General features: G+C 31.1%; 15 protein-coding genes. 4 read left to right on the top strand and 11 right to left on the bottom strand.

Annotated elements, in window-relative coordinates; genetic code table 11:
* Positions 1-44: 44 nt before the first annotated feature.
* Positions 45-413, top strand: coding sequence for a sulfite exporter TauE/SafE family protein (locus tag Q1B37_RS14085; protein ID WP_299899479.1), 369 nt, complete (start codon positions 45-47; stop codon positions 411-413).
* A gap of 109 nt (positions 414-522) precedes the next feature.
* Here the strand turns inward: Q1B37_RS14085 and Q1B37_RS14080 are convergent, their stop codons facing one another.
* The 3 genes from Q1B37_RS14080 to Q1B37_RS14070 form a co-directional block, all read right to left on the bottom strand.
* Positions 523-1,668: a glycerophosphodiester phosphodiesterase gene (locus Q1B37_RS14080; protein ID WP_299899477.1), complete on the bottom strand. Its 1,146-nt coding sequence runs from the start codon at positions 1,666-1,668 to the stop codon at positions 523-525.
* Between the two features lie 233 nt (positions 1,669-1,901).
* Positions 1,902-2,741, bottom strand: coding sequence for a redoxin domain-containing protein (locus Q1B37_RS14075; RefSeq protein ID WP_299899475.1), 840 nt, complete (start codon positions 2,739-2,741; stop codon positions 1,902-1,904).
* Between the two features lie 148 nt (positions 2,742-2,889).
* Positions 2,890-3,405, bottom strand: coding sequence for a DUF2892 domain-containing protein (locus tag Q1B37_RS14070; protein WP_299607571.1), 516 nt, complete (start codon positions 3,403-3,405; stop codon positions 2,890-2,892).
* 171 nt (positions 3,406-3,576) lie between these two features.
* Here Q1B37_RS14070 and rpmH point away from each other — a divergent pair, with 171 nt between their 5' ends.
* The 3 genes from rpmH to Q1B37_RS14055 all read left to right on the top strand — a co-directional run bounded on the left by rpmH (position 3,577) and on the right by Q1B37_RS14055 (position 7,345).
* Positions 3,577-3,735 (top strand): 50S ribosomal protein L34, encoded by a 159-nt coding sequence (gene rpmH, locus Q1B37_RS14065; protein ID WP_081414554.1) that lies wholly within the window; start codon positions 3,577-3,579, stop codon positions 3,733-3,735.
* A gap of 110 nt (positions 3,736-3,845) precedes the next feature.
* Positions 3,846-6,698 (top strand): carbamoyl-phosphate synthase large subunit, encoded by a 2,853-nt coding sequence (gene carB / locus Q1B37_RS14060; RefSeq protein WP_299899473.1) that lies wholly within the window; start codon positions 3,846-3,848, stop codon positions 6,696-6,698.
* Between the two features lie 110 nt (positions 6,699-6,808).
* The gene (locus tag Q1B37_RS14055; protein WP_299899471.1) at positions 6,809-7,345 is read left to right on the top strand and encodes a nuclear transport factor 2 family protein; all 537 of its coding nucleotides are present in this window, start codon (positions 6,809-6,811) and stop codon (positions 7,343-7,345) included.
* A 5-nt stretch (positions 7,346-7,350) separates the two neighbouring features.
* On the opposite strand, the gene Q1B37_RS14050 is transcribed toward Q1B37_RS14055, so the two are convergent.
* The 8 genes from Q1B37_RS14050 to Q1B37_RS14015 all read right to left on the bottom strand — a co-directional run bounded on the left by Q1B37_RS14050 (position 7,351) and on the right by Q1B37_RS14015 (position 16,647).
* On the bottom strand, positions 7,351-8,013 hold the full coding sequence (locus tag Q1B37_RS14050; RefSeq protein WP_299607565.1) for a methyltransferase: 663 nt from the start codon (positions 8,011-8,013) through the stop codon (positions 7,351-7,353).
* Complete coding sequence (locus Q1B37_RS14045; protein ID WP_299899469.1) at positions 8,013-9,536, bottom strand: radical SAM protein; 1,524 nt, start codon at positions 9,534-9,536, stop codon at positions 8,013-8,015. The genes Q1B37_RS14050 and Q1B37_RS14045 overlap by 1 nt, the downstream gene beginning before the upstream one ends.
* 107 nt (positions 9,537-9,643) lie before the next feature.
* Positions 9,644-10,537: a glycosyltransferase gene (locus Q1B37_RS14040; protein ID WP_299899467.1), complete on the bottom strand. Its 894-nt coding sequence runs from the start codon at positions 10,535-10,537 to the stop codon at positions 9,644-9,646.
* Between the two features lie 2 nt (positions 10,538-10,539).
* Positions 10,540-12,219, bottom strand: coding sequence for an ABC transporter ATP-binding protein/permease (locus Q1B37_RS14035; protein WP_299899465.1), 1,680 nt, complete (start codon positions 12,217-12,219; stop codon positions 10,540-10,542).
* Positions 12,219-13,811 carry a glycosyltransferase family 87 protein gene (locus tag Q1B37_RS14030; protein ID WP_299899463.1) on the bottom strand — a complete coding sequence of 531 codons (1,593 nt, stop codon included), beginning with the start codon at positions 13,809-13,811 and terminating at the stop codon, positions 12,219-12,221. Before Q1B37_RS14030 ends, Q1B37_RS14035 begins: the two co-directional genes overlap by 1 nt.
* Positions 13,808-14,548 carry a glycosyltransferase family 2 protein gene (locus tag Q1B37_RS14025; protein WP_299899462.1) on the bottom strand — a complete coding sequence of 247 codons (741 nt, stop codon included), beginning with the start codon at positions 14,546-14,548 and terminating at the stop codon, positions 13,808-13,810. The genes Q1B37_RS14030 and Q1B37_RS14025 overlap by 4 nt, the downstream gene beginning before the upstream one ends.
* A 1-nt stretch (position 14,549) precedes the next feature.
* Entirely contained in the window at positions 14,550-15,686 is a 1,137-nt protein-coding gene (locus Q1B37_RS14020) for a hypothetical protein (RefSeq protein ID WP_299899460.1), read from the bottom strand.
* Complete coding sequence (locus Q1B37_RS14015) at positions 15,667-16,647, bottom strand: hypothetical protein (RefSeq protein WP_299899458.1); 981 nt, start codon at positions 16,645-16,647, stop codon at positions 15,667-15,669. Before Q1B37_RS14015 ends, Q1B37_RS14020 begins: the two co-directional genes overlap by 20 nt.
* Between the last annotated feature and the right edge of the window lie 24 nt (positions 16,648-16,671).

Genomic DNA, 16,671 nt, shown 5'->3' with positions numbered 1-16,671 from the left:
GTTTTATGTATGTACGATTACCACAATTATTGTAAAATTGTGTTATGGATACAATGACTATTATTTCGTTAGTGGTAATTGGACTACTAGCGGGTTTTCTTAGTGGAACTATGGGCATAGGTGGGAGTGTTGTTATGATTCCTCTTTTAATCTTATGGGTTGGTTTTACGCAGCATCAAGCACAAGGTACTAGTTTAGCTGTGCTTTCAGTTCCTGTAACACTATTAGCAGCATTTAATTATTATAAAGAAGGGCATGTAAATTGGAAATTTGCAGCGATTATTGCGATAACCTTTATTGTAGGAGGTTATTTAGGCAGTAAATTGGCTATTTCTGTTAATCAGTCAACACTAAAAAAAATATTTGGTGGTGTGCTTTTATTAGTAGCACTTAAAATGATTTTTGGAAAATAAACCCTTTATTCAAACTAATACAATTTTTTAATATCAATGAGAAAGCCTCTTTTTTAATTAAAAAGAGGCTCTGATATAAATAGAATAATTTCTTGGTCTACATATAGACTTATAAGTTTTGCCAAGTGTCTAATGCATTAACTGCTTCATCTGTATAATCTGTAAAAAGACCGTCTACGCCCGCATCAAAAAATAAGTGATACTCTGCTTCAGGGTTACCAGCACTCCATTGTGTATTTTCATTACGAAAGGTATATGGGTGTACTAATAAATTGTTTTCATGTGCTAAGGTTATAAAATCCGTTGGAGGTAATAAAGTAAGCTCTCCAGAATCTTCTGTTTTGTACGAAATGATGAAAGGTTTCCACGGACCAATTCCGTCAGCGTAACTAGCAGCGAATTCCATTCCTTCTCTAGTGGTGAAAAATTCGTAGGTTCTAGGATCTCCATTACTATAAAAATCGAAAGGAGCACCATAAGATATGAAGTCTCCTACAGGAACATTGTAGTCTAAAGATCCATCCTGGTTAATATTATAAGTAGAAATTAATTGTACAAGTTTTACAGAAGACTTGTTATTGATATATTGTAATGGTTCTACTTCAAAACACTGAACAAATACTGGAGCACTTTTTCTATTTATATGATATTTAGAAAGCACTTGTAATAATTTGTTTTCCATAAAATGTGTTCCAAAAATCTCATTATGAAATAAAGGATGTTTAATCTCAGGATAGATACCTACAGTTCTACCTCTTTTAATAGATTCTTTTTTTGCCAGTAAGATGATCTCCTCGAAAGTTGGGATATCAAATAAGTTGTCAAAATCCGTAGGTCTTCCATTAAACGGTTGTATTGCTTTAAGAGTTTTGATTTGGGCAAGAGTAAAATCTGAGGCAAACCAATCAGTGATCATTTTACCATCTAAGTTTTTAGTGGTTTTTAAATTAGCAAACTCAGGAAGTTCAGAAACATTTGTTGTACTAGAAAGAAAAGGTTCATGACGAGCAATTAAATGACCATCTTTGGTAAGTACTAAATCTGGTTCGATAAAATCTGCATCCAATTCAGCAGCTTTGGCATATCCTTCTAAAGTATGTTCTGGTAATACTGATTGTGCACCTCTATGAGCAATTATTAAAGGTCTTTGATCATCACCAGATCCTGGATCACCACTGGAATCATCAATGAAGTCACAAGAAGTAATCATTGTAATAATTAATGATAATAGTGTAATACGTTTAAGAGTTTTCATTTTTGTAATTTTAAATTTCGCACAATAAATGAAACTTAAATTAGCTTATTGTAAAACTAAGGTTACACTACGGTCACTTTAATACTACTAAGGTTAAATTTTTGAGAGATGTGATATAAATACCTTATATATATGGGTAAGATTATCAATGATTATCCATCTTGGTAATCTGATTAAAGATAATAGTAATCTTGGTAAATAATGATTAAGGATTAAGAGATAAAAGGATGTTCTTATTTATTATCTCTTCTTCTTTGATTTTCTAAAGAGTCTTTTTCTCTTCGATAGCGTTCGTACTCTTCATCGATGTCACGTTCTTCTTGGGTACGAGTATCTCCTCTTTCTCTAGACTTTTTCTTTTCTTCCTCTTCAGCTTTAGGGACTAATTCACCTTTAGCATCAAGATCTGCTATTAATAAAGAGACACCTTTGGACAATGAGTTATAGTGTATCGTATAAGAGTTGCTTAGTGTTTCACTAGAGTGATGTGTAACAATTTTACGAATATCCAATAACTTCTTTTCGTTATCCATAAAATACATCATCGGAAAACCTAAAGAATGTTTTAGGTTATTAATAATGTAGGAGTTTTGATTCGTAAGCTCATTAACATATAGAAGCTGTATGTTTTCACTATATTCACCTACTTTCTCCTTTAATCTTTCTTTTGTGTCCCAAAACAAGACAATAAAATCAATTTGATCATGGAATTTATCAGCAAGGTCATTTAGTGCTGGTATTTCTCCTATCCCAGGAACACACCATGTAGCATAGGTAATAAGAAATATAGGTTTTTCTATTTCTTTAAATGAGATAGGCTCTCCTTTTAATGGACTCATTTTAAAATCGTCCATATAGGTTCCAACCAGATGGTTTTGAACTAAAGAATCAAATAAGAATTGCGCATATTCTAAATCCTGATCCTTGTACGCCTCATTACTTTTGAGATTATATTTTTTGATATGAGCTGCAACAGCTATGGAAAAAGGAACTTTTCTTTCTGTTTGTCCAATTTGTCCAAAAGTATTTCCAATATACAAAAAGAGTATTCCTAGAATTAATATTTTCTTCATTACAACCTTGTTACGATAGCTAAAGTACTATAAAGTCTTTAAAAATAACAGTTTTCGTAGTGTAAAACGTTATTTTTTGGTCTCAGTACACTATTTATTTCACCCCTAAAACTAATAGATAACGTAATTGTAGGTACAATTAGTGTGCCTAAATTCTTTTCATTTGTTGTTTCATCATGGAGATTTGCTCTTTTAGCATACCATGCTTATCTAACTTTTTAGCTTCGGTAAGTAAATTTTGAGCTTCACGCTTTCTGCGTTTGGTCATTGCAATTCCTGCTAGGTTAAGTTTAGCAACGGCTAGATCCTGATTCATCGATAGACCAAGTTTGATTGCTTTCTTTAAATATTTTTCTGCTTGCGTAATATTTGTTTGAGACAACATGATCCCTAAAAGATAGTTATAATATCCTTGTTGTTTCGTTGTTAAAGCACTTTCTGGATTTTTAATTTTATCCAACCATTTCTTTGCTCCAGGAAAATCTTGTTTACGTAATCTTAGAAAAGCTAATAAGATTAATTCGTTTTTAAAATATAAGAATACAAAAACTGAAGCTAGTAAAATTAGCATGATCCCATTACCAATATATCCTTCTATCATTTGCCAAATGGCAGTTCCAACAATTAATGCGGCTATTACTAATTTAATATTTTTGTTATACATGAAATCCGTTATTTTTTAATCGCGGCAAAGGTAATAAAAACAATTAAAAAATTTTGATAATTAGGTTTGCGAAAGTAAAAACTCTTCGTATATTTGCCCGCAGTTTTGGGATGAGATGCCCAATAGGTATTTAAAAAGAGATTTCAAGAAGATATATAAAGAGAGATAGCAATGAAAAGAACGTTTCAACCATCGAAGAGAAAGAGAAAAAACAAACACGGTTTTAGAGAGCGTATGGCTTCTGCTAATGGTAGAAAGGTCCTTGCTCGTAGAAGAGCTAAAGGTAGAAAAAAGCTATCTGTTTCTTCTGAATTAAGACACAAGCACTAATGATTGTAGTGCAATGAAAATATTAAGGTGTTACTTTTAGGAGTAACGCCTTTTTTTATATCTAATCAATACCTATAAAATATTTTTAAATTTTCAATACCAACACCAAAATGCCAAAAGATCAAAAACTAAAAAGTATACTAATCATTGGATCAGGTCCAATTATCATTGGACAAGCTTGTGAGTTTGACTACTCAGGATCGCAAGCACTACGTTCATTAAGAGAAGATGGAATAGAAACAATATTAATAAATTCTAATCCAGCGACTATAATGACTGACCCTTCAATGGCAGATCATGTATATCTAAAGCCATTGAATACTAAATCTATTATAGAGATTCTTAAGAAGCATCCTAATATAGACGCAGTATTACCAACCATGGGAGGACAAACTGCTTTGAATTTATGTATCGAAGCAGATGAAAAAGGAATTTGGGAAGATTTTGATGTAGAGATTATTGGTGTTGATATCGATGCAATCAATATTACCGAAGACCGCGAAAAGTTTAGAGAATTAATGCTTCAAATTGGTGTTGGAATGGCACCGCAAGCAACTGCAGGGTCTTATTTAAAAGGAAAAGAAATTGCTCAGGAATTTGGATTTCCTTTAGTAATTAGAGCTTCTTATACCTTAGGAGGAGCAGGAGCATCTTTTGTATATAAAGAAGAAGATTTCGATGAATTATTAACTCGTGGATTGGAAACATCTCCAATCCATGAAGTTATGATTGATAAAGCACTAATTGGTTGGAAAGAATATGAATTAGAGTTATTAAGAGATGCTAATGATAACGTAGTTATTATTTGTGCTATCGAAAATATGGATCCAATGGGTATTCATACTGGTGATTCAATCACAGTAGCTCCAGCAATGACACTTAGTGATAAGACATATCAGAAAATGCGTGATATGGCGATCCATATGATGCGTAGTATTGGTGAATTTGCTGGTGGTTGTAATGTACAATTTGCTGTGAGTCCTGATGAAAATGAAGACATCATCGCAATTGAAATCAATCCTCGTGTATCTCGTTCTTCGGCATTGGCATCGAAAGCTACTGGATATCCGATTGCAAAAATTGCTGCTAAATTAGCTATAGGATACACACTGGATGAATTAGATAATCAAATTACAAAATCTACTTCGGCTTTATTTGAGCCAACATTGGATTATGTAATTGTAAAAATTCCTCGTTGGAATTTTGATAAGTTCGAAGGTTCTGATCGTACTCTTGGACTACAAATGAAAGCAGTAGGTGAGGTAATGGGAATTGGACGTTCTTTCCAGGAAGCATTACACAAAGCTACACAGTCATTAGAAATTAAAAGAAATGGTCTTGGTGCAGACGGAAAAGGATACAAGAATTACGATCAGATTATCGAGAAGCTAACTTACGCTAGTTGGGATCGAGTTTTTGTGATCTACGATGCAATTCAAATGGGGATTCCGTTAAGTCGCATTCATGAGATTACTAAGATCGATATGTGGTTCTTAAAGCAATATGAAGAGCTACATTTATTAGAAAAAGAAATTTCTACTTATACCATTCAATCGTTGACGAAGGATTTGATACTGGAAGCGAAACAAAAAGGATTTGCTGATAGACAAATTGCACATATGGTAGGTTGTTATGAAAGTGAAGTATATAATAAAAGAGATGAACTCGGAATTAATAGAGTTTATAAACTGGTAGATACTTGTGCAGCAGAGTTTAAAGCGCAGACACCTTATTTCTATTCTACTTTTGAAGCAGAAACGCAAACTCCAGATGGAGAAGTAATTGTTGCTAATGAAAGTGTAGTTACAGATAGAAAGAAAATCGTAGTATTAGGTTCTGGTCCTAACCGAATTGGACAGGGAATCGAGTTTGATTATTGTTGTGTGCATGGAGTTTTAGCATCTGCAGAATGCGGATATGAAACGATTATGATTAACTGTAATCCAGAAACTGTTTCTACGGATTTTGATACAGCGGATAAATTATATTTTGAACCTGTTTTCTGGGAGCACATCTATGATATCATCAGGCATGAAAAACCAGAAGGTGTTATCGTACAGCTAGGAGGTCAAACGGCATTAAAATTAGCTGAGAAACTAGATCGTTACGGTATTAATATCATCGGAACGAGCTATGAGTCTCTTGACCTTGCTGAGGATCGTGGAAGTTTTTCTACACTGTTAAAAGAGAATAATATTCCTTATCCAGAATTTGATACAGCAGAAACTGCAGATGAAGCATTAGCGGTGGCAGACCGTTTAGATTTCCCAATATTAGTGCGTCCATCCTATGTATTAGGAGGTCAGGGAATGAAAATTGTGATCAATAAACAAGAGTTAGAAGAGCATGTGGTTGATTTACTTCGTAAGATTCCTAATAACAAACTATTATTAGATCATTATTTAGATGGAGCAATCGAAGCAGAAGCAGATGCAATCTGTGATGGTGAGAATGTGTATATCATTGGAATTATGGAGCATATCGAGCCTTGCGGTATCCACTCTGGAGATTCAAATGCAACATTACCTCCTTTCAACCTTGGAGAGTTTGTAATGCAACAAATAAAGGATCATACGCATAAAATTGCTTTAGCATTAAATACAGTTGGTCTGATTAATATTCAGTTTGCTATAAAAGATGATACAGTATATATCATCGAGGCGAATCCAAGAGCATCCAGAACGGTTCCTTTTATTGCAAAAGCATACGGAGAACCTTACGTGAATTATGCTACGAAGGTAATGTTAGGAGAAAAGAAAGTTACAGATTTTGATTTCAAACCACATTTAGAAGGGTACGCAATCAAACAGCCGGTATTTTCTTTTAACAAATTCCCAAATGTAAATAAGAAACTAGGTCCTGAAATGAAGAGTACTGGAGAAAGTATTTTATTTATAGATGATCTGAAGGATGATCAGTTCTATGACCTATACGCTAGACGTAAGATGTATTTGAGCAAATAATTTTATACTGCATATAACTAAAATCCCGTTTTCTAACGGGATTTTTTTGTTCGAATATATTAGTTATAGATTATTAGTATACCTTTAGATAGACTAAAATTTAAATATCGATGATTATTAATAGCAGAATGGTAATACGAGTATGTTTTCTTTTTGGGTTTATACTATCCAGTTTAAGTACTTTGGCACAAACCAATGTTGAAGCAATACAACAACATATTGATAAAACTGTTTGGGCTTCTTTTCAGAAAGCATATGAAGCAAAAGATGCCGATGCCTTAAATGCAATTTATGCAACAAATGTAATAAGAGTTACGCCTAATGGTATTGATACAAAGGATGATTTTAAACGTAAGAATATAGAGAGTTTTAAAGCTTCTAAAGAAAGTAAGACTCAAATCAAACTCGACTTTTGGTTTGATTCCAGGCATACTAATGAAAATACCTCATATGAAGTTGGTTTCTATAAAATAGGACTTACTACCAATGAAAAAACTCAGCTTATTTATGGTCAATTTCATATTGTATTAAAAAAGATAGAAGGAGTTTGGAAGATTACTCAGGATTGGGATACTACTACGATTAATGGGCATAAGATATCTGAAGAAGATTTTAGTATAAAAGAACCGATTGATTTTTCTGAATAAATGACCTATTTAGATGCGATCTTAAAAATATAATTGATTTCTCCCAAGATCTTTTTTTCAAAGAAGATTTTCAAGTTAAGATCAAATTTCGAGGTTATACTCTTTATATGCTCGATATCACAATCGTTAGATAGAATCATAAAGACATTAGATGAATTTGTAATATGATTCGGAATTTGTTTAAATAATTTTTCAAAATACTCGAAGTTCTCTCCACAAAACCAAGCTTTCTCTTTCGTGTTTTTTGGGGTTCTTGGGTAATATGGAGGATTTATAATGATGTAATCATAGATTCTATTTTGCAAATTATCAAAAAGATCTGATTGTATTATTTCTAGATCTAGATTGTTCTTTAGTGATGCTTTTTCTAAATATTGCAATGCAATTTTATTGATATCTGTAGCCGTTACAATAGCTTGTTTTTTAGATGCGTATAACGAAATGATGCCAGATCCACAACCTAGTTCGAGAAGTGTTTTGTTTTCCAGATTCATGGGGTTGATAAAATCTAGCAAAATTTTTGTGCTTAACGTAAGATGAGGAGGGAATACTTCTGGATGGACAAGTACCTTAATTCCATCATAACTGTATTTTCTTGGTTTTAAATAGAATAATTTTAAACCTAGTTTTAAAAATGGATGTGTTATTTTCTTTAAAAAAAGCCTCACTATTCAGAATAAAATCCTTGTATTTCCGGTTGTCTATATTTCCATATTTTGTGCAGTGCCTTTATCTCATATGGATATTTGTAGATTTGATTTTGATATCTAATACTGGCAATGATTTGTAATATTTTTTTCTTTAAACCTTTAATTCTAAAATCCGAAGCTGTGGGATAATAGCCATTTAACACGGTTTCAAAGTCTTTGATTTTATCAACCATTTCTGGAGTTAGCCAAGGTGTTAGAGGATTTTTTCTTAAGTCAAATTTTTCCCATGCAGGATCTAACCAGTCTTCAAGTTTTTTAGGAAAACTAAATCCAGCATCTTGGATTTGTTCATACAATTCAGATCCTTCAGTTGCGACAGGACTGTAGAGGTAAATAATAATTTCAGCATTGGGATTGATCTCCTTGATTTCTCTTATAAATTGAATATCCCAATTAATCTGATCCATCACTTTTTTAGGAGAATCGGCGGGCATACCAAGTACGAAAGAAAATTCGGGAATTATCCCTATTGGAGCTAATCTTTTTGCAAAATCTTTTATCGTTTGGCCTGTTTGGGTACCACCTTTATTCATTTGTTTTAGGATCTCGTCATTTCCAGTTTCTGCGCCAAGAAAGATCATTTTGCATCCCGCTTTTTTCATTGTTAGGAGATCGTCATCACTATATTTATTAATCGTATCGATTCTTCCTTCTCCCCACCAAGTAATTCCATCATTCATGATTAATTCAGAAAATTCGACAACTCTCTTTCTGGAAGTGAAAAAGTTGTTGTCATGAAATTCAATAGCATCTATTCCGTATGTGTTTTTAAAATATTTTACATCTTCATATACTGTTTGCGCCGATTTCGCTTTCCAACGACCATCGTAGATAGGAACGACAGCGCAAAATGAACAGGTAAAAGGACAACCTAAACTAGAATGATAAGAAAATGTTTTCTTTCCTAAGAAGGTCTTACTCAGGTAATGTTTTAAATCATAAAAGGTATTTAGATGTTGATATGGTAATGGAGGTAAAGTATCTTGATCAAGTAATTTTTCTTTTTGCGTTTGTATGATATTGCCTGCTGAATCAAGAAAAATAAGATTTTTAATATCTTTTATTTTGGCGTATTCCTTTTGTTCTAAAGCATCTAATAACGAAGGGAAAGCAACGTCTCCTGGTCCACTAACTATATAATCTACATAACTAGCTTCGATACAAACTTTGTATTGATTAGAGGCAAAATATCCTCCCCAAATAGTGATGCACTCAGGAAATTGTTCTTTTAGTCTTTTGGTAAAAGGAATTGCTTCTTTTAGCTGAGGTCCTGGCATCACAGTAGAGCAGAAGTACTTGTATTCTCCTGTAGAGAAATAACTAAGTATTTTTTTCCAAGGGTCTCTTTCTAAATTACCATCTATAAAAACAAAATCATACTTTCCATAAATAGAGGCACCAACTTGTAATATAGAATTAGGAATTCTATGTTTGGCATTGGCACTTCTGGGATTAAATATGATTATTTTGTTTTTAGTCATTATTTAAAAAACTTACTTTATAGTAGTATGTAATTATTTTATGTTTTTAGATACTGTGAATATCAAATAAACTTGATAGGAAATGTTTTACCAATTAGAAGTCTAATCTATTTTAGAAAACCAACATAAGATCTTCTAAACAGATAGAGTTTCAAGTTTTTTATTATTATTTTAATCCCTTCAATATTTAATTTGATATGTGCATTTGATTTTTTTAGAAACGTTTTAAATTGAACGTTGTCTGCATTTATTCTTGCCATTTCACTATAAATATAGCTCTTTCTATTTAGATAGTGTGGTCTTAGAATTTTTTTACTTTCATATAAATGTTGTAATGTTTTTAAGTATTCGATAAAAGGTCCTTCGCTTTCTCTCGATGACATATTATCTCTGTGTTTTCTAAGTTTGATAAGACTTTTGTGTATGAAGTATGTTTCATGGATACTTACAATTCTTGCAAAAAAATCATGTTGTCCGTCATGAAAACTCTCATCTAATAATCCTATAGTTTCTAGAATGTTTGATGTAAAGGTATAGGAAGAATAGGATTGGATTCTATTATATAACAAGTCCAGAAGTATATTCTTTTTAAAATCTTTATGAAATTGATAAACTTTGTTTTTATACACTCCTTCTTTGCTAAAAAGGGACAAATTATGCGCACTCATCTGTAAGTTTTTATGTTTTAAAAATGTTTTGAGTGTTTGATCAAGTTTCTCAGGATGTAGGAGATCGTCAGAGTCTAAAAAAGTAATGAGCTCACCAGTTGCATTTTTAAGTCCAATGTTTCTTAAAACACTTAGTTTTCCAATCTTATTAATTTTGTGATATATAATTTTATCATCTTTATAACTTTTTATTACCTCTTCTGTATTGTCATTAGAACCGTCGTCTATAATAATGTGTTCATAATGTTGATAAGATTGATTTCTAACACTTTCTATGGTTTCTCCAATCAATTGAGCTCTATTATATGTAATGGTTATGATACTAAATTTCATGATTACTTTTTTAGTTCAATTATGGAGTCATACATGTTTTTAGTTTCGTCTATATGATGAGATACGGTAATGATTGTGCAGTTGTTTTTGGACGCATAAGTTTTTAGAAAGCTTAATGTTCTAATCTCAGCTTCTTTGTCTAGATTATTGGTAGCTTCATCCAATATTAGGATTTCCGGGTTATTAATGATGGCTCTTGCTATACAAATTAGTTGCAATTGACCACCAGATAAATTACCAGCATCCGATCCAATAAAAGTATGTATCCCATCTGGAAATTGATTTATTATTTTATCTATTTTTAAATCAGAAATCAATCCGTTAAGTTCTTCCTTATTGTAATCTGTTTTATTTAAAACGATATTTTCTAGAATCGTACCTTCATAGATAAAAGGTTTTTGTGTGAGGTAGGTGAAAAGATTAAAATATTCATATTTATTTTCTTCCGTGATTTTAATATCATCTATATAGATATTTCCAGAAGTAGGTTTTATAAGTTTAGAAATAACATTTAATAGCGTAGTCTTTCCAACTCCTGAGTTTCCAGAAATAGCAGTAAACTTTCCTTTCGAAAATTTTAAATTCAGATTGTCTAAAATCTTTTTATCCTGATCATAGTAGAAAGAAATATCTTGTAAAGAAATTTCCTTTTCAAAAGAAATTATAGCGTTAGCTGTTCTTTTGTCTTTGGAAATATTAGTCTTCTTTTCAATAATATCTAATGTGTATAGGTGTGCTTTAAAATTGGTAAAAGCAATATTTAATTTATTTAGTGATGGGATTGCTTTAAACAATAAGGCTGCGAATACGGATAAAAAAACCGTAGCGTTAGTTTTGTCAGTGATCAAAACATTAGTAATCATGAAAATTACGCATAAGATTAAAATCAAAATAATCTCTGTTTGCTTTGTACTATTTACCCTTTTGGCATGCAGTATGGCATAGCTTTCGTTAAGCGCTTTGTTAGAGTTATGAAATGCATTTAGGAAATATGCAGAGATATTCGAAGATTTTAAAGAAAGATAACCGTTTAGCAAATTATTTAGGTTACTAATATTTTGGTTGTAATCGTTAATTCGTGTTTTGTTTATTTTTTCTAAATCAGCGCTATTATATTTTTTATGAACCAGAAAAATCACAACCATAATCATAATAATAAGCAGAGTAGTTATGTAATTAAAGAAAACGCCTATAAGACATAGTATAAATAACAATAAAAGTTCGCTAAGTATGGTATTGAGAGATAGTAATACGTTACTAACAAAATCGTTTGGAACAAATATGATATCCTTTGCAACTGTAGACTTTTTTTCTTGCTTGAATGCTACGTAATTTTCTAACAAGTAAAATTTTGATAACAATGAAGAATATTCTGAACCTAGTTCAAATGCTTTTTTAGCCCGGTATTTATTTATTTCTATGGCTATATAATTTTTTGCAACAAAAAATAAGATGACCACACCTAGTAACACATATCTGGTATTGGTTTCAATAGTGACATTAAGAAAATCGAATGAATGTTCTTGCCCTAAAATGGATATGATTACAGGAATCAATAAAAAGATAGAAAAGGCATCAAGAATTAATGAGAAAAATGAAAGCAAGGAGAAATACTTCGAAGTCTTTCGATACTCTTTTGGAATCACCCGTTGTATTCGTTTTATTAAATTCAAAAAACTCATTAATACTTATTTTTTGTCAAGATTATCTTTCTAAAAGTGTAAAAACCATAGCCTCTTTGAGTATCCGAAAGATAAATCAAAGTATCTTCATTGATAATTGCGGGTTTGTATTTGTTAGAAGGATCATCTGTAATTTTGGTTGCACCATGATAGATCTGATTGTTTTTTATGCTAATTTCATAATTTATACTTTTTACATTGATGTCTGTCGACTTAGTTTGACTTCCTTCTTCTGCCCAGTACTTATACATTAACACCTCATTTTCTACGTAATAATCATATATCAACGCTTGGTGTTGATCTTTTTCGAGTAGGTAATTTGTATCTGGATTTATCTTTTTCTCATCATTATTCCACAAGAATATAGCGGAAACACATAGGCTAATAGACAAGATACTTAGATGCCATTTTGCTAAATTTATTTTTTTGAAGAAAATTAGACACCATAATGATAAATATAGGAATAGTTTTAAAAAAGAAAAGGGTAGAGGTAAATTGTAGGTATAGTGAAATGGAAAATTACAAATAAGAAATAGAATAGCTACTCCAAATAAAACAAGATAGTCTTTTGAATTTTCCCTGAGTAATTGAATTAAAAGAATAATAAGTAAAATATTGCTATAACTACTTCCGTATGGAGACAGTAAATAAGATGCTAGTATCCAGTATGAAAACCTAAGAAGTTTTGACTTTTGATTCCAAGTAATTAATAATCCATATCCTATGATTAGTAGTTTAGATACTATTAATAGCAAATAATATATGCTGGGACTATGAATTATAGCATCCGGATTTTTGATCTCATTGTGTATAAAAACATGTTTTAGAAACATTAATATGGATTGATACCCTTTAATAAACTCTCCTGATATCTCTCCTTTATTGGCTTTTGGTAGTATATTTTCTATAAAATACAACCATGCATCGAAACCGTTTACAGAGATGGAAATAGTTAAAATTATCGCAGTACAAAATGCTAGAACTAGAAAGCTTTTTATTTTTTTTTGGAAAAGTAAAAATCCAAAAAGAATTAAAGGAAATACTTTTAGGAGTATTGCAATGGACCATAAGATTCCCATTTTCAATTTTTTCTCCTGCTTATAAGCTAAAAAACCTTCAGAAATTAAAAAGAAGAGTAACAAGTATACCTGACCAAAAAGGATATTATTTTTGATAGGAATTAAGAATACCAGAAAAACAGTAACATAATGGATGTTTGAGATTTTATAGGTAGTAAATATGTTTTTTAGTGTATACAGAAATAGGATTAGACTTAAAGAATTAAAAACAATTTTTGCGGTAGAAAAACTAAATAATGTAAAAGGAACAAAGAACAAAGCCAGAAATGGAGTATTCGGCGAATAACTTGCAAAAACGTTTTTTTGAATCTCAAAGATTTTTTGATTAAACCATGTTGGGTCATAAATAATTTTAGAGAAACTTCCGTTTTCTAAGAAATAAGCTCCAAAGTAATAATTAGCAAAATCATGAGGTAAAAAGAAATAGGATTTTATAATATATATAATACCCATCAATAGTAGTGGTAAGATATATAGTATCCATTTCTGTTCTTTTGCTAAAATCCCTTTCATTCAAATAAACGTGATTTTAATATTTTACTATTATGAAGAAAATATTGGATTGATACTCTAACAATACCTAAACCATAGATAACACTTCTTCTAAAGTTTATGGAAGAAGCTTCTTCAAAATATTTGGTCGGACAAGATACTTCTCCAATACGAAAGTCATGGAAGCAGCATTGTGCTAATATCTCATTATCAAAAATAAAATCATCCGAATTGTCTTTAAAATTAATTTTTAACAGCGCTTCTTTAGAAAAGCATCGATATCCCGTATGATATTCTGATAACTTCTGATTGATCATTATGTTTTGAAAAAGGGTAAGAATCCGATTCGCTATATATTTATAGATAGGCATTCCTCCCTGTATAGCTCCTTTTCCTAATATTCTGGAACCAAGTACTACATCATAGATATCATTTGCTACTAAGTAAGCCATCGAAGGAATGAGTTTGGGAGTGTATTGATAATCTGGGTGTAGCATGACTATGATATCAGCACCAATGGCCAATGCACGTTTATAACATGATTTTTGATTTCCGCCGTACCCAATATTGGTTTTGTGTTCTATAATATGTTGAATTCCAATTTCATTTGCAAGCTGAACGGTTTGATCCGAACTAAAATCATCTGTAAGAATTACTTCATCAACAATATCAAAAGGAATTTCTTCAAAAGTCTTTTGTAATGTTTTTTCTGCGTTGTAGGCAGGGAGAATAACTACTATCTTTTTTGAATGTAACATACTATTTTAGATGATTAACCTCATTAGCAGATTTCTCGCGCATACTTTCGGGAATCTCTAAGGATTTCCAAGGTGCCAGTGCATCAATATCTTTTCTATGGTATAAATCACCAATAAATCCAAATTCATGATGTCTGTGTGTTTTTAAATGTTTTAATTTGGTTTTTACTTCTTCAATAGAAATACCCCACTCGTTTGAAATATGTTCTGCAGAAGGTTCCATAAATGAAATATAGGATATTTCCATTTCAGTATGTAATCTCTTATTTCTAATTTCTTTATCCTGCCAATGTTTGTCCTGATATGATCTTAGAAGTTTATTATTCCTATCCAAAGAGTCTTTTAATTCTGGGTACGTTAAATATCCAGGATAGTTATTTTGTTTGCTAAATAAAGGTTGTATTCCTGTTTCATGACACCAAATACACTTTGCTGGTTTTCCAGCATTTGTGACCGTGCGATCTGCAACGTCTTTAATATTTCCATTGTGGTCATATATCCCAAACTTTAGTTGACCATTATTCATTATTTCTAAAGTTTCATATTCGAATATTTCTTTTGATACAGAATCTACTTCGGTTGATATATATGCTTGTCTATTTTCTGTGTTATTTTTTGATATAGAAATAATTCTGTCTACGAGTGATACACTGGAATCATCGATATAGCCTTTTATAGTATCAAAAGCATATGAAGTATGATACTCTTGAAGCTTGTTAGGTATATCTACAATTTTGTAATAATGATAGGAGCTACCAATAGTAAGTGCTATGTATCTTCCGAGATCAATAGCATTGTTTTTTTTATATTCTTCTGTTTTTTTTAATTGAGAATGAAGTTTTTTTAGATGCTTAGAAGCATTTTTATTGAATTTTAATTGTTGGATATTTAAGGTTATTATAGGTTCTTTATTTGTTGAAATACCTACCGTTTCCGTATCTGCTACCAGATCAGAACCTAAAAAGGATAAACACCATTTTAGAGCAATCACATTTTTGGTAAACGTGTCCTCGGGATATGATTTATTCCATTTTAAATTAATCATATTACTCTTTTTTGGATAACTAAAAGAGAGTATCAATAGCGTAATTGTAATTAGCAATATTGGAATACCGTATTTATATTTTTGATATTTCATATATATAATAACTTTCTTGTTTGACAATACTACTATTAAAACCTTTCAAGAATTTATAGTTTAAAGAATTTGAAAGTGTCATTTGTTTTTCAGTATTTAAAGAATGGGTAGATATAAAAATAACACTCTGATTTACATTGTTTAGCACCTTTTGTAAAGAATCATTTAAAGCTTTCTCTGGATTTTGTACTATTGGAATTCTACGATTCCATTTACAAAAACTTTCATAGCTGTCTGCATCGAGGAAAAAAATAGGCTTTTCTAGATAACTGCTCAAAGGAGTCCCACCACATCCTTGGGTAATGACCATTTTATTGTTGAGATTAGATGTTTTTAGATAAGTAATGGTTTGTTTGGAATTCGAAAAGGGTAAGGATAAATCTATACAAAATGCAGTTATTCCAACGATCAATTGTGTTATTAACATGCTGTAAATAAGACTCTTTTTTATGTTTTTTAATAACATTAATGGAAGTTTGGAATTAATTATGTTTGTTTGAAACGGATAGTAGTGATTAATCCATAATCCTGTGATTATTAAAAGAAAATGTACTCCAAAAAATCTAGGTGCAGATACTTGAGTAACAAAGAAGAAAACTATCGTTCCCAAAATTCCTAAATAAGCATACATTAGAACCAGTTTGTTTTTAAAAAATAAGAAGCAAGGAATGAATATACTTATAATTCCTAGTATGATTGCAAATGGTTTACTAAGGTTTACGATCAAATGGGTATTCCAAAAATGAAGCGTTCTAAAATCAGGAATAAAAAATACTCCTTTAAAAAATGTAATTGCACTTTTAGAAAGTTTTTCAAATACAGAAAGATCTGTTGTTCTTTCAAAATATAAACTATCGGAAGGGGGAATGATTTGAATAACTGAAAGCGCTGTGATACCTCCAAAGATTAGAGTACCAATAAGAAACTTCTTTTTTAAAAAGAAATCTTCTTTCAGGATCATTTCAAGAAAAATGATACCAAGCAA

The sequence above is a fragment of the uncultured Aquimarina sp. genome (assembly GCF_947492965.1).
Classification (GTDB): domain Bacteria; phylum Bacteroidota; class Bacteroidia; order Flavobacteriales; family Flavobacteriaceae; genus Aquimarina.
Note: the sequence above shows the minus strand (reverse complement) of the source record. Positions and strands in the feature narration are given on the sequence as shown.

Excerpts from the sequence above, each read along its gene's own strand:
- Q1B37_RS14015 (WP_299899458.1), bottom strand. The coding sequence starts at position 16,647 with ATGATCCTGAAAGAAGATTTCTTTTTAAAAAAGAAGTTTCTTATTGGT.
- Q1B37_RS14035 (WP_299899465.1), bottom strand. The coding sequence starts at position 12,219 with ATGAGTTTTTTGAATTTAATAAAACGAATACAACGGGTGATTCCAAAA.
- rpmH (WP_081414554.1), top strand. The coding sequence starts at position 3,577 with ATGAAAAGAACGTTTCAACCATCGAAGAGAAAGAGAAAAAACAAACAC.
- Q1B37_RS14080 (WP_299899477.1), bottom strand. The coding sequence starts at position 1,668 with ATGAAAACTCTTAAACGTATTACACTATTATCATTAATTATTACAATG.
- Q1B37_RS14025 (WP_299899462.1), bottom strand. The coding sequence starts at position 14,548 with ATGTTACATTCAAAAAAGATAGTAGTTATTCTCCCTGCCTACAACGCA.
- Q1B37_RS14040 (WP_299899467.1), bottom strand. The coding sequence starts at position 10,537 with ATGAAATTTAGTATCATAACCATTACATATAATAGAGCTCAATTGATT.
- Q1B37_RS14070 (WP_299607571.1), bottom strand. The coding sequence starts at position 3,405 with ATGTATAACAAAAATATTAAATTAGTAATAGCCGCATTAATTGTTGGA.
- Q1B37_RS14085 (WP_299899479.1), top strand. The coding sequence starts at position 45 with ATGGATACAATGACTATTATTTCGTTAGTGGTAATTGGACTACTAGCG.
- Q1B37_RS14020 (WP_299899460.1), bottom strand. The coding sequence starts at position 15,686 with ATGAAATATCAAAAATATAAATACGGTATTCCAATATTGCTAATTACA.
- carB (WP_299899473.1), top strand. The coding sequence starts at position 3,846 with ATGCCAAAAGATCAAAAACTAAAAAGTATACTAATCATTGGATCAGGT.
- Q1B37_RS14075 (WP_299899475.1), bottom strand. The coding sequence starts at position 2,741 with ATGAAGAAAATATTAATTCTAGGAATACTCTTTTTGTATATTGGAAAT.
- Q1B37_RS14045 (WP_299899469.1), bottom strand. The coding sequence starts at position 9,536 with ATGACTAAAAACAAAATAATCATATTTAATCCCAGAAGTGCCAATGCC.
- Q1B37_RS14055 (WP_299899471.1), top strand. The coding sequence starts at position 6,809 with ATGATTATTAATAGCAGAATGGTAATACGAGTATGTTTTCTTTTTGGG.
- Q1B37_RS14030 (WP_299899463.1), bottom strand. The coding sequence starts at position 13,811 with ATGAAAGGGATTTTAGCAAAAGAACAGAAATGGATACTATATATCTTA.